Source organism: Mucilaginibacter sp., assembly GCF_964263795.1.
In the GTDB taxonomy this organism is placed as follows: Bacteria; Bacteroidota; Bacteroidia; order Sphingobacteriales; family Sphingobacteriaceae; genus Mucilaginibacter.
In genome coordinates this window covers 80,648-94,323 of the sequence record NZ_CAXVWK010000019.1, presented here as the reverse complement: position 1 = coordinate 94,323, position 13,676 = coordinate 80,648, and the positions used below count along the sequence as shown (strand labels likewise).

The following is a 13,676-nucleotide window of genomic DNA, read 5'->3' as shown; positions in this document are numbered from 1 at the left end:
AGTTGTTAAGAAATTTCGCGGTCGCGGACCTTAAATGCTGGGTTGCCCTGGTAAACAGAGTAGGGCTCAAGGTTTTTTGTGGCTACGGAACCACTTGAAAGTACAGCGTGCGATGCGGCGGTCACTCCCGCAGAAACAATAGCTCCGCAACCAATCCAAACACCATCTTCCAGTACAACAGCGCCTGTTATCAGATCGAAAGTTTGCTTTTTATAATTATGGTTACCCGTTTGCAGAATTGCGGCCTGGGATATGCATACGTTGCTGCCTATGGTTACCATAACCAGGTTGTCTATCCAAACGGCGTCACCCAGCCAGGTATGATCACCAATTTTTAATAGCCATGGGTACTTTATATTTACGCGATGCCTTATCACTACACCTTTGCCCACAGAAGCCCCAAAAAGGCGCAGTAAGCCAACTTTCACAGCATTGATAGGGAACAGGCTGTTTTTAAAGATTAGTGCATTTACGTAGAACCAAATAATTCGCTTTACTTTACTGCCGCCCGGACTATAAGGGTAATTGTTGTAAATGGCCAGATTAGTTTGCTGCACTTAACTTAAAGTTTTTACCCTGATATTGAGTGTAAAAATAAATAGCTAAAGCTATTAAAATGTACACTACAATGTTGAAAACAGTATGGTGATCGGTAATGTAGACGTTACTATGCTTCCAGTAAAGCGAAAGCAAAATAAACCTCGTCAAGTTCAACAACTGAATGCCAATTATCCCGCCAGTAAAAAAGAATAATTTGCCTTTTAATGTGGCTGGGTAAGCAATAACAAACGCGGTAAAAAAACACATTACTGCGAACCCTAAACAATCATACCCAACGTTAATAATATTATGCTTAACAACCAGCATTTGTGTTGCTGTAGTTTTAGTTTGATACCCAAGCAAGTTAAGGATGGCAGCACTGCCTTGGATCAGCAAATTTCTGAAACTGTTAACGAAATTAAAATGCTTATCTAAAAAGGGTATATAATATCCACCGGGAGACGATAGGCTTAAGTAGGCAATATAAAAGACATACAACAGCCCGAATATCCCGAGGAATTTTACGACGAACAAAATTGCCGGGTTCAATGGTGTTTTACTTTTGTGCATCGGCATTCTTTTTCAGGATCTCATCGATCTTGATGTCTACAACTAATCTGAACCAAAAGCCTTGCATAAAATGAAATATAATACCGGTGCGGCCGTCTAATATACCTAACCTGAATATCATCCGATAAATAAAATACAACATTGGCCTTACATAGCGCGGCAACTGCCACCAAAGCTTTTTGAGCCATGCAGTGCGCTGGTCTGGCGAACCCCATAAGTTTGGTTGTACAGTTTGTTGCCGTAAATGCATCAGTCGCTCTACTTCTTCAACCGCCAACAGGTCACTGTATCGGTTATGCTTGTCTATCCAAAACCGGATGTTATTTTCCTTTAAATTTTCTTCTATAAGGTAGCCATCGTTCCAGGTAATTGTTTGCCCCGGCACAACCATCCGGTGATCCATATTTTCGTTGATATCTGAGTAACCGATACCGTACCTGAACATTTTTAAAAGATAAAAAGGATAGTAGCCACCGTATTTGATCCACCGCCCTTTGAAGTAGTTTTTACGATTAAAATAAATGCCGTTAATTCCTGCATAATTTTCACTATTAAACGACTGTAAATGCATTAATAACTCCGGCGTTACAATTTGGTCGGCATCCAGGCAGATAACCCAGGGCGTTTGTATAGCAAATGTTTTAAGTGCATATTCCCATTGTTTAGGATGATTTTCAAACGGATGTTGGGCAACTGTTGCACCTGAAGCTTCGGCAATGGTAATGGTGTCATCAGTACTTCCGGAGTCCAGCACAAACAACGGCGCAGCTAAATCTATTATAGAGTTGAGTAACCGTGGCAGATGGATTTGCTCATTGTAAGTTAAAATAATAAAGGAAAAGTTTGGATTCAATTCAATCGAGCCTTAACGATCATTGATTTCCAGAGATAGGGCACACGGCCGCAACCTACGAATTGAGTTACTGTAAAACCGGCACTCGTAAGCAGTTTGCCAAGTGTTTTCGCCGACCATAATTTGATGTGGCCACCCAACCAAAGAGGGCTAAGGTGCGAGTCCCACTTGTTAAAGATACTCAGGATTAGATTCTTTAAATATCCGTGATAGGGGGTAGTGATTATTATTTCGGCACCCGGCCTAAGCGCTTTTTTGCAGAATTCAATAAACCCCTCCGGATCATATAAATGCTCAATGACTTCGGTAGAAAGAATGGTATCGAAATTATACTGCTGTAAGTCTGCAGGAAGTTCATTTGTCGAAAGGTCCTGCAAAAAAAAGCGATCGGGGGTTTGCTGCCTTGCTATAGTGATCCCTTCTTCGGAAGCATCAGTTCCATACGCGTTAAAACCTTGCGACAGCAGATAGTTAACCAGGTATCCGTTACCGCAACCGAGATCAAGTATCATCGTATTTTTACTTTTATCAAGCATATTAAGCAGCGCATGCTGCGTGTATTTTAGGTTATGCGTTATTTGACTGGTGTGATAACCGTAATCCTGATAATCGCTCATTTTTGCAAGATTTGCTCGTAAAACTGTGAGTATTGTTTGGTAAGGCTGCTGCCTGTAAAATCATTAATTATCACGTCGGGTGCAAGTTGCGCAATCCGTTCAAGATCGGGTTTACATTGCTGCCAGATGCTTGTTATTACCTTACCAATTGCTACAGGTTCTGCACGGCAAATCCACCCAAATTGTTTTTCTTCCACGTAATCACTTAATCCAACATTTTCGCTTACCAAAACCGCTGTACCTACGCTCAAGCTTTCTATCACCACATTGCCAAAGTTCTCGTTGTGTGATGGTAGCACCAACAGATCGTGTGTGCGCAGCAAGTTAAATTTCTCGTTGCCATAAAATCCCGTCCAGGTAATGTTTTTATCTGTTTCATTACTGATAGCGATATTTTTTAATTCCGCTATGTAATCCGGTTCGCCATGACCGGCTATCGTTAAATGGTAAGGTACCGACACATGAGTTAAAGCATGCAATAAAATATCAAGCCCTTTCTTAGCTTCGATGCGGGAAAAATAGAGCAGCTCTATTTCGGGTTTAAAGGTTTTGGTGCCATGATCGATATTGTCACTCAGTGTTACAAAGTTGGGCAAAATGTTAATGGTTTTCGGTTTTACAAGAGCCGTTACTGTTTGCTTTTCGTTTTTAGAGGTTAAGTGCAAATGGCAGCACTGCAAGAGTTTTTTGCCAATTAACTTATGGAATATACCTTTACTGCTCACATTGTTGTTTGTGAAAGAGTAATTGCTCAACATCCCCCTTGGGGATACGACTACTGCTTTTTTTCGACATAGGGCTAATATGCAACTTAACAATGCCACCAGATTCCACCAGCTGTGAATATGGATTACATCGAACTCATGTGCCCTGTTCCAAACTGCTTTTAATAACGCAGGTGAAAAGTGAGTGTGATCTTTTGTCACCCGTTTAAAATACCAGGTCATTACACCATCAATGGTTACCGGTTTGTTAGAATGAACATCAAGCTCTGTGACGCCGTTTGCAGTCGTGGTAAAAACCTCGATATAATGCCCGGCAACTGTTAGGCTTTCGCACAATGCAGCTACAGACATTGTTGGCCCCCCGTAAATGTAAGCCGGTTTGAAAGCAGGTGTGATATGCAGGATCTTCAAACTGATCAGTAAGTTTTGCAGATTTCCTGGTAAATTTTATTGCGTTTAGCCCCGACGGTAGATTGACTATATTCATCCACTACCAACTGATAGGCATTGGCGCCTATTGTCTTCGCAAGTGATTGGTCGGCAAATAAACGGCTGATCGCTGACGCAAAATCTTTCGCGTTATCTTCAATGAACAGTTCCCGGCCGCTTGTGCCTTTGATACCAACGGCGGATAGCGGGGTAGCAACAACAGGCACCCCCTGCGCCATTGAAGATAGTATTTTTGTGCGGATACCGCCACCGCCAATTCGCACAGGCGAAATGGAAACGCTGTTCTTTAAATAAGGGGCAAGGTCATCTACAAAGCCAATAAACTCCAGACTGTTCAGATGCTTGGTAAGCCTTAGCTGTGTATCTTTTTGCCAGTGACCGGTCACGTATAATTTTTTGAAAGGGATCGTTTCAAATTCTGCCACTATTGCGGTGACAAACCAGGTAAGGGCATCCAGGTTGGGGTAGTGGGCTTCGGCGCCAATGAATATTAAATTTTCCGGCTGATAGTTATCCGGGTCAGGTACCTTTATTTCAGCATCTAGTATACCAAAGGGTGAATTGTAAACTATTGTATCGGAACCCGTATTTTGGTCAATGTCGTTCCTGTCCGTTTCATTCAGGGCAAGTACGGCATCGTAGCGGCTCATAAAAGCATATTCAAGGAATTTAGCGTTGCCTGCAACATGCTTTACATATTCCTTGTCGAAATTGTGGGTCACCCCGTAATCATAAAGGATTTCGCCTCGGCCTTCAATTTGTACATAAACCTTCTTTGCAGCGGCCGGGAACAGATTTACCAAATTAAGCATGTGAGTAGCTTCCGTTTGGATGATGTCAAATTGGTTCTGTGCCAGTATAGTGGTTAATTGCTTTATAAAAACAAGTTCATGCGGGAAAAAAGGGGTGCTGTGGTGTAGTTCGTAACCCTGACCCTGTGCTGCCGGTTCACGTTCTTTCTTGAAAGACTTTTTTATTCCCCTGAATAACTCCTTCCACTTTTTTTTGAAAGTGCTTTTAGTTTTAGGTTGCCGCGAAAATATTTCGGCTTGATGTATTACAACATCAGGCCATTCTGATCTTAATTTGTTGATGTTTTCCCGGTCGGATAAGCTGTGGGCATACATAAGCATCTGAATTTGATGAAACTTGCGCAAATAATCAACCAGGCCAAATACGCAAAGCTTACCACCATCCGTTGGAGGATAGGGTAACATATCCGGGATGATAAGGATTGATAAGCGTTTGTTTTCTTCACTCATACCGATTGCTGTACAGCTCCTGTCATCATTTTAGCCAGGCCACCAATGTCAACATTTTGTTGCCAGCCTAAACTTTTTATTGTTTCGGGATCGCACACCAATGTTTTATACTCTGATGAGAATCCTGGAATATTGACCACGTAGTCATGCCAGTCCAGGTTGTAGTAACCAAAACAATGTTCCAGCCAATCGGCAATGCTGTAATCTGTACCAGATCCAATCACGGCTTCGAAAACAGAGTCATTGTTAACCAATTTCCAAATAGCTTGTACGGTGTCGCCGGCAAAAGTGAATTCTTTCCGCACCGAGATATCGCCCAATTCCAGGTTTTTTAAATTGCCGATTGAGATTTGTTGTGCTGCTAAGACAATCTTTTGATTAACATGCCTGGCGGACCTTAACGGACTATCATGATTAAAAAAGTAGCCAACATAAACGCTGATACCCAAGCTGCGGTAGTACCGCGCTGTATAAACCGATTGTATCCGCAGCATAGAATAACTGTCACGTGCCTCAAAAGCGTCGGTCTCTTTGATGGGCGTATTGTTGTTCACAAATTGCAACCCGCTACCGGCAATAAATACCTTGCTGTCTTTTGAGTATTTGTACACTGCCTCCAAAACATTTAGCGCTCCGGTGGTAATGGTGCCAAAGTTTTCAGCTACAGTATCGTGGCGGGTTGTTGAATTAGCCGCCAGCTGAAAAATGTATTCGGGCTGGTGAGATTTTATCAGATCGTTTACGAACAAGCTATCTGATACATCACCTTTCAGATATTCAGAGCCGCTTCTTGAAACGCCTACAACCTGTATTTTATTTTGCTGGAGCAGTGAGCTTAAATAATATCCGTCCTGCCCGTTCACACCAAAAATTATAGCTTTCATTATTGTAAATCTGTATTAAAGAACGGGAAGTACTTAAGGTTGTAATGAAGATCTTTCGTCCGTTCGTTTATTTTTTTTGGCCGGCGAAACGGCTACTACATCGTAAGGTGCTACACTTTTAGTTATCACTACGCTTATAATATTTTGATAGTTTAATAGACCGTAAGTTGTTCTTTATATGTTTGTGCGCTAAGCAACGCCTCCAAGTTATCGATGTATTGTTCCTCGTTAAAATGCGAAAGGCATTTGGCCTGTAGTGCTTGTCTGGACAGGTGATCTAAGGGTTTATTTAAACTTTCTATCATAGCCTGTTCTAACTGCTGGTCATCATCGGGGTTTATGGCTACTCCCAATTCACCGTTTCTAATCGCATCAAGGCTTCCGTCGACGTTGCCGCAAATAACGGGTAAGCCACATGCTAACGCTTCAATAAATACGATGCCGAATCCTTCTTTTTTACTGGGCAGTACAAACAGATCGGCCATTAGGAAATGGTCTGCAAGTTCACCATCCTCAATAAAACCTGTTAAAATTACGTTTGCTGAAAGGTCCATATCAGCAATGAGTTGTTTAACCCGATGTCCCTCAGTTTTATCATACTGGCCCGAAAGTACGTAGAGGATATCGGGGTACAGGTCTTTTAGATTTTTGATAGCGGCTAGCACTCTTTCATGGCCTTTGTATTGCTCGGTTGATGCCAATCTGGTAAGCGTAAAAATCACCTGCTGATCGGGCCGGATGGAATATCTGTCAAGCAGGTAAGCAGGTTTATTAAAGGTTGCAGGCAGCGGGATAAAAGGATCAATGGCATTGTTTAGCACAAAGCATTTATTTAAAGGCACCTTGTGCCACTGATACATTTGTTGTTTAGTATGATTACTAACACAAACTATTTTATCTGCTAATTTAAGGATCAGTTTTTTATAAAAACTTAACGGTCGCCAAACTTCAATGCCGTGTACTATCAACCAAATTTGGCATTCTGGGTTATACCATCTGGTAAGCACACCCACCACAGCGAGATTTACGTGCGTAAGAATCAACACATCCGGCTTATATTTTCTAAAAACTGTTTTCGCAATGAATTTGACAACATGTTCATTATAACCTTCAAACTTTTCGGGTGGGACATATTGGGTCATCAGATCCGCTTCGTCATCATATAATGACGATAGCCGGAAATCCCAATTGTTTCTGGTGCACAGGGCGTCTAATGCATGGGCCAGGGTACGCACCATTTTTTGAATGCCACCGGTAGTATTAAATATCTGTAACGATAGCAAGCTTATCTTTTTAGACATGTTGCCGTATTTGATATAAAGCGAAAACCCTTGACCAGTGAACTTTACCGACCTTAAACTTTTGGATCAGCCTTTTTGCAGCCTGTCCGCTATACTGTGCCTCATCACAAATGCTTTCATTTTGCTTCATCCAATCTTCCAGCGGAAAACTGAAGCCCATTTTTGGCCTGTTCCAAACAGCAGGTGGCAGTATTGATTTGAAGCTATCTATTAACAGCTTTTTGGGCTGGGAGTTATCAAATCTAATTTTTGAATCAATGTGTTGTACCACGTTACAGAAATCTTCATCCAAAAAAGGCACTCTAACTTCCAGCCCATGCGCCATGCTCATCACGTCGGTATCGCGCAACAATTGATTTTGCATATATAAGTTACTTTCAAACCACGCTGCCTGCAACTCATCGTACTGCCCAAGGTTTGGAAAGTTGTTGGCACCAAAAAGTATATCACTTACTTCTTTTTCATCCATATTTAAAATAGAGGCGATATCTTTAGGTGTATTCAACCCCCGGATAAATAGATAATCTGCAGCAGGATGTTGATATTTTAAGTAAGATAGCCTTTTGTAGATAGTGGTATTAAGTAAGTTGGCGCCGGCAAACAAAAAAGGAGGAATCCGGCGCAAGTGCTTTAAATAGTTTATTCTTTTGAAGGATGGATAGCCGCCAAATAATTCGTCGGCACCAATGCCGGATAGCACGGCCTTTAAGCCAGCCTCTTTAGCGTATTTACTGATGAACCAACTGTTTATACCATCGGTTGTAGGCATATCCATGGCTGCCATTATTTGAGGAAGATGGGTCTCAAAGTCCCGCGGCTTAACCAAGTGGCTAAAGTTCTCACCTTCAATTTGATTTGCAACTAGGTTTTGAAATGAGCGCTCGTCGTATTTCTGCTCGTCAAAAAATATAGAGACTGTTTTAATTTGCCTGCTCCTGTCAGAATTGGCTAATAAAGCAATCAGGCTGGAATCGAGCCCTCCGCTTAAAAAAACGCCAATTGGCGCGTCGGCTATCAATTGCCTTTTTACAGCGGTTTGTAAATATTGTTGTATTGCATCCTGCGCAGTAACAACATTATTGATAGCTGGCCCTTTGGCCGTTGACCGGTAATCGAATAAACGACAATCGCCGCTCGTTTGCCAGCGCAAGTAATGGCCTTTTGGAAGGCTAAATGTGTTTTGCCGGGTTGTATAGGGCTCGGGGATATTCCCAAAAGCTAAAAGCCATACCGGCCAGCGAGCATCGGCAGGCTCTTTTAAACCAGCAGCATCAAAAGCTTTTATTTCTGAAGCGAAGGCCAGCCGTTCTTCACCTGCCTGGTAATAAAGCGGCTTAATTCCCGCTGTATCCCGTACCAAATAGATACATCGTTCGCTATTATCAAATAATGCAAATGCGAACATGCCACGCAATTTCTCAAAGCAGTGGGTTCCCCATGTTTTGAACCCCTGGATTATCACTTCTGTATCTGTGCCCGATCTGAACCTGACACCTGATGCCAGCAGTTCAGCTTTAAGCTCCGGATAATTGTAGATCTCGCCGTTGAAGGTAATCCAAACGGTTTCGTCGAGATCAGCCATAGGCTGATGGCCATTGCGGCTTAGGTCGATGATAGACAGCCTTCGGTGGCCGATTGCCAAACCCACGTTCGGGAATGATTGCAGCCCCTCATCATCGGGCCCACCGTGTTCCAACGCCTTGCACATGGATCTTACCATGTTGTTTGTTGTATCAATATGTTGCCGGCTATCTGCCAGTCCTGCAATTCTGCACATTCGGTTTACAGAGCTTCGCCCCGTAAGTCACAATAAAATGTATCTTATTAAATATTGTTGGTAAATTATGGCGTGCACACACGCTTAAAGCCTTTCTATAAGAGCTGCTGCTACATTTACAATTATGGAGCATCCAAGAGCCTCTAACCTTAATAGCAATTGCTTTTGCGAACGGTAATCAATTACCTCTCCTGTTAACCCTTTCAACGGGCCTGCCTTAATCGTTATCTTTTCGCCTTGCCGTAAATTTTCTTCGGTAACAATAAGGTCTGTAGCGTTCGACAACAGCAATTTAAGATCATCCACCTGCCTGTCAGGCATCGAGGCAATACTGCCCGAAAAATAAATAAAGCGCGCTACCCCCTTTGTCATAAGTACGTCGGTTTGAGCATGTGCCGCAATCCTTACAAAAAGATATGATTTAATAAGAGGTTCTTCTACCCATTTCTTTCGGTCGCTCCATTGCTTTAAAGTGCGTTGTAAAGGCAAATAAGCTTCGATTCCTTTTCGTTGCAACGCTTCGAAAGCTTTTTTCTCGGCCCTGGGGTTGGTATATACCGGATACCATTTTAATAAATTCGAGTTCGTTTTGTCAACCATATCAACAAAGCTACCTGATCCAACGCTTTAAATTCCACCACTTTTTCTTATCCTCATCGATGTAGTATCCCGAGGCTTCATAGCCGCTGTAATCCGAATAATAGTAATATTTTGTGCTGCTATCACCGGCAAATTTAGTTGTGTAGTAACGGGAGTGCAGCAGGTCTTCTGCAAATGCATTTAAAACAATCACCGTGTTATCTAAATGATACTCCTGTGCAATACGCTGCGGAACGGTTGCCGCATAAAATTTTGATTTGCCAGACCGGATCACAAATATGTTAATATTGCTTAACCGGATGAGTGGGATAGCATCAGAAACCAGGCCAATTGGCGCAGTATCGATCATAACCACATCATACACCTTGGTCAGTTCGTCCAACAAAATCTGCATACGTTCGCTATGCAGCAACTCTGAGGGATTTGGCGGCACCGGGCCTGAAACCATAAAATCAAGGTTAGGTTGGTCGGAATGTTGAATTACTTCTTCTACAGTGGCCTGGTACGACAGGTAATTGCTTAAGCCAACATCATTTGGCACCTTAAAGGTTTTATGAATCTTTGACCTGCGGAGATCCGCACCGATCAGGATCACTTTTTTGTCTATCAGCGAAAGCGTACTGGATAAATTTACAGCAACGAATGATTTGCCTTCCCCGGCAACTTCAGAGGTAATACAAATGATCTTGCTTTGCTTATCGCCAGCCAAAAAGTTGAGATTAGTACGAACCGACCTAACCGACTCTGCAAAGATGGATTTGGGTTTGCTTATGGCTAGAATTTGAGAGCTGTCTTCATCTATATGTTCTGGGAATTTTCTAATTACACCAATGATTGGAATAGTGGTTAAGCTTTCAATGGTCTCTTTGTCGTAGATGTATGGGTTCAGGATCCTGATCAGGATGATGAGGCCCAAGCCAACAGCTATACCGAAAATAATTGCCGACCTGTGTATATCGTGCTCGTTTGGCGCCACCGGCGAATTGTTAGGTTGCGCCTGTTCCAAAATGGTTGCACCAGGCAAAATACCTGCCCTGCTGATTTGCGCTTCAAGGTTTTTTTCTGATAAAAATGAGTAAACCTTATCGTTGACATCAAAATCGCGCTTAAGCCTGATTATCTCACGTTCATGAACAGGCATAACCGATATTTGCTGATTAACTACGGCCAGTTGCGAATCTAAGTAAGCTAGTTTTTTTTTAAGGTTGGCACTTGTGTAACCTAAACTGTTAAGTGCCGAATTTTTGAGCTGTATAACCAGGCGGTTAATGTCCTGAACTTGCTGTGAATTTGGCGTATAGGTTTTAAGGAGTTCATTACGCTGATTTAATAGTGCGTCAAGGCTCGTTACCAATTTGCCAAGAGATGGATCCATCTCTGCACCACCGGCATCAAAGTTTAGGGTGATACTGTTTTTTTCTTTGGCGATCTGTTGTTGCAGATCGTTAACAGCCAATATTTGAACTTTAATGATAGATTGCTGCGCTTCCAGATCTTTCCCTTTATTCAGGGCAGCGTCTGCAGAAGCACTTACCTCCATCAGCTTATTTTTTTGCTTGAAGGTTTGAATAGATTGTTCTGAACCTTTCACTTCTGACGACAAGTATTTTAGCTGCTCATCAATAAAATTGATCATCTGCGTAGCCGATTGCGTTTTGCGGGCACGGTCATACACCAGGTATTCCTTCATGATGTAGTTCAGTACATCCGCAGCAAACTTGGGGTTTGCATCCGTCATCTGTAATGCTAAAATATTCGAGTTTTTGGCTGTTTCTGAAGCGCGTAACCCTCCGCGAACGCGACCGATAAAATCTTCCGGACGGTTAAATTTGAAAAGGAAAACGGCATTCTTATTTATCCCGTGCGCGCCTTTAATGGTAAACGTTGTAGACGCAATATTGACCGGATTGTTAAAAAGATAATTTTTTGAAACCTCTTTTCCTCCCAAATTATAAGTGAGGTTAAAATGATCGTTACTAATCGCCTGAAACTTTATTAGATCATGATAGTAATTCAACGTATCAAACTGAACAATCTGGATATCCAGTGGTTTGGCGGGATAAAGCTCACTTGTGCGTACACGTCCTTCCACGTAAAAACTAATTGGATAGTCAAGATCCTTAATAGCCTTTAATATAACAGCGTTGCTTTGTAAAACAGATGTTTCGCTTTGGATGCGAGATACCCCTCTTTCAGTGCCAGAAACAATGTTGGAAAGGTCGGTTATTTCAGATTTCTTATCCTCCAGTTTCATTGAACCGGATGTAGCGTAAATTTTTGGTGTATACCATAGGTACACGTTAGACGCGATCATGAATGCAGCCAAAGAACCGATGATCCAATACCAGCGGCTAATCAGTATTTTCCCGATCTTGAAATAGTCAATTTCCTGATTGGGCAGCTTTTGTTGAATATGATCCGTTTCTTGCATATTACAGCCTGGACAAGTTAAATATAAGCAAGGCAGTGTTAATTAGTAATAACGCAGGCTGGGCTACAGTTGTTACATTTTGGATGTTATCATTTCGTACGGCCCGTTTATTTTGCGCTATATAAATAATGTCCCCGTTTTGCAATACAGCCCGGGGGTCGGATATGGAGCTTATTTTGCTCAAATCTATTTCAGTGACAGTTTTTACTTTGTCACCGCGGATGATCTTGATATTCTTTTCGTTTGCTGATGGTGTTAATCCACCGGCCTGGCCTATTAACTCAACAAGTGTTGTATTGTCTTTTAGCAAAGGGAAATTGCCGGGCGATTTTGCTTCGCCCAAAAGGGTAACCTTCAGATTAATCACCTTGATCTCAAAAACCGGATTAACCAGTACACTTTTACGGTAAAGGTCTTCAATCAACTTTGTGGCCTGTATCCGGGTTAAGTCTGCCACTTTAATGTGTCCTATCTCGGGCAAGGCAACAGTTCCATCTTCCTCTACCTGATAAATTTGGCCTTGCGACGTTACTGGCGTATTGCTTGCAGGCGTTAAAATATTTGTTGCAGGGTCTGCTAAAAACTTTGCGCTTTGCAGGTTACGTATCTGCAACTGATCCAGCGGATGGATACGGTAGCTGCCCAAACTTGAGTTGCCGTTTTGTGCTGACGTGTCATTAATAGGGGCGGGGGTATTTTGAAAAAGCAATTGGTTTTGCTTGTACGAGCACGAACTTATAAGGGCAAAAATACTTACAATGCAAAAAATATATACAGCACGCATACTTAGGTTTGCCGCTTAATGTAACCATTTGATTAGGCGGCGAATTCAAAATTACATAATTTGCAGCTAAATAACCGTATTTTTCCACCGTGCCTGTTTTAAAAATATCCGTAATTACTGTTTGCTTTAACGCCAGGGCAACTATTACAGCCTGTGTAGAATCAGTTATTGCACAAACGCACCCTAACATCGAGTATATCATTGTAGACGGTGTTTCTACAGATGGTACTCTGGATATTATAAACAGTTTTGGTAATAAAGTAACTAAACTGATAAGCGAGCCTGACCGGGGGATTTATGACGCCATAAACAAGGGTTTAGCAATTGCAACCGGCGACGTTATAGGAACGCTTAATGCCGACGACCGATATGCCGATTTTTACGTACTTAGTAAAGTAGCCGGTGCTTTTACAGAGCCGGCAACCGACATTTTATATGGCGATCTGGATTACGTAGATCACAACAATAAAGTGAAACGTTTGTGGCGGTCGGGAAATTTTAAGCCGGGGATGTTTAACAGAGGATGGATGCCGCCCCATCCCACTTTTTATTGCCGAAAGCAACTGTTTGATCGTTTGGGGGGCTACAGTCTGAATTATGGTACGGCGGCAGATTATGAACTGATGGTGCGGTTTATACACAGAAACAATATCAACGCCTATTATTTGCAGCATGTTATGGTTAAAATGATGATGGGTGGTGTAAGTAACAGGTCATTACTTAACAGGGGAAAAGCGCTATATAATGATTTCAGGGCAATGTATAATAACCATGTTATTTTCCCTCCGCTTGCCTTGATATTGAAGCCTTTAAGAAAGTTGAAGCAATTTTTTTAATCCGGGCTTTAAATCTTATCTTTGTAAGCACCATTAGAAATGAGCC

13 protein-coding genes are annotated in these 13,676 nt (G+C 42.1%); 1 reads left to right on the top strand and 12 read right to left on the bottom strand.

What is annotated here, in order from left to right; genetic code table 11:
* Window positions 1-5 precede the first annotated feature (5 nt).
* From ACE5CV_RS03605 to ACE5CV_RS03550, 12 genes are all read right to left on the bottom strand, one after another.
* The gene (locus ACE5CV_RS03605; protein WP_374948790.1) at window positions 6-557 is read right to left on the bottom strand and encodes a WcaF family extracellular polysaccharide biosynthesis acetyltransferase; all 552 of its coding nucleotides are present in this window, start codon (window positions 555-557) and stop codon (window positions 6-8) included.
* Window positions 544-1,110, bottom strand: a complete 567-nt coding sequence (gene xrtY, locus ACE5CV_RS03600; protein WP_374948789.1) for an exosortase Y — start codon at window positions 1,108-1,110, stop codon at window positions 544-546. Before xrtY ends, ACE5CV_RS03605 begins: the two co-directional genes overlap by 14 nt.
* Complete coding sequence (locus tag ACE5CV_RS03595) at window positions 1,097-1,963, bottom strand: glycosyltransferase family 2 protein (RefSeq protein ID WP_374948788.1); 867 nt, start codon at window positions 1,961-1,963, stop codon at window positions 1,097-1,099. The genes xrtY and ACE5CV_RS03595 overlap by 14 nt, the downstream gene beginning before the upstream one ends.
* Window positions 1,960-2,580: a class I SAM-dependent methyltransferase gene (locus ACE5CV_RS03590; RefSeq protein ID WP_374948787.1), complete on the bottom strand. Its 621-nt coding sequence runs from the start codon at window positions 2,578-2,580 to the stop codon at window positions 1,960-1,962. The genes ACE5CV_RS03595 and ACE5CV_RS03590 overlap by 4 nt, the downstream gene beginning before the upstream one ends.
* Complete coding sequence (locus ACE5CV_RS03585) at window positions 2,577-3,716, bottom strand: XrtY-associated glycosyltransferase XYAG1 (protein WP_374948786.1); 1,140 nt, start codon at window positions 3,714-3,716, stop codon at window positions 2,577-2,579. Before ACE5CV_RS03585 ends, ACE5CV_RS03590 begins: the two co-directional genes overlap by 4 nt.
* A 5-nt stretch (window positions 3,717-3,721) precedes the next feature.
* Window positions 3,722-5,017 (bottom strand): glycosyltransferase family 4 protein, encoded by a 1,296-nt coding sequence (locus ACE5CV_RS03580; RefSeq protein WP_374948785.1) that lies wholly within the window; start codon window positions 5,015-5,017, stop codon window positions 3,722-3,724.
* Entirely contained in the window at window positions 5,014-5,901 is an 888-nt protein-coding gene (locus tag ACE5CV_RS03575) for a GDP-mannose 4,6-dehydratase (RefSeq protein ID WP_374948784.1), read from the bottom strand. The genes ACE5CV_RS03580 and ACE5CV_RS03575 overlap by 4 nt, the downstream gene beginning before the upstream one ends.
* Before the next feature lie 152 nt (window positions 5,902-6,053).
* Window positions 6,054-7,202 carry a glycosyltransferase family 4 protein gene (locus ACE5CV_RS03570; RefSeq protein ID WP_374948783.1) on the bottom strand — a complete coding sequence of 383 codons (1,149 nt, stop codon included), beginning with the start codon at window positions 7,200-7,202 and terminating at the stop codon, window positions 6,054-6,056.
* Window positions 7,195-8,979, bottom strand: coding sequence for an asparagine synthase (glutamine-hydrolyzing) (gene asnB / locus ACE5CV_RS03565; protein ID WP_374948782.1), 1,785 nt, complete (start codon window positions 8,977-8,979; stop codon window positions 7,195-7,197). Before asnB ends, ACE5CV_RS03570 begins: the two co-directional genes overlap by 8 nt.
* Window positions 8,980-9,063: 84 nt before the next feature.
* A complete protein-coding gene (locus ACE5CV_RS03560; protein WP_374948781.1) occupies window positions 9,064-9,579 on the bottom strand; it encodes a UpxY family transcription antiterminator in 516 nt (171 codons plus the stop codon).
* A 10-nt stretch (window positions 9,580-9,589) separates the two neighbouring features.
* Complete coding sequence (locus ACE5CV_RS03555; protein ID WP_374948780.1) at window positions 9,590-12,010, bottom strand: GumC family protein; 2,421 nt, start codon at window positions 12,008-12,010, stop codon at window positions 9,590-9,592.
* A gap of 1 nt (window position 12,011) precedes the next feature.
* The gene (locus tag ACE5CV_RS03550; protein WP_374948779.1) at window positions 12,012-12,719 is read right to left on the bottom strand and encodes a polysaccharide biosynthesis/export family protein; all 708 of its coding nucleotides are present in this window, start codon (window positions 12,717-12,719) and stop codon (window positions 12,012-12,014) included.
* Window positions 12,720-12,883: 164 nt separating this feature from the next.
* Between ACE5CV_RS03550 and ACE5CV_RS03545 the strand changes: the two genes are divergently transcribed.
* Window positions 12,884-13,630, top strand: a complete 747-nt coding sequence (locus tag ACE5CV_RS03545; RefSeq protein WP_374948778.1) for a glycosyltransferase family 2 protein — start codon at window positions 12,884-12,886, stop codon at window positions 13,628-13,630.
* The last annotated feature ends 46 nt before the right edge of the window (window positions 13,631-13,676 follow it).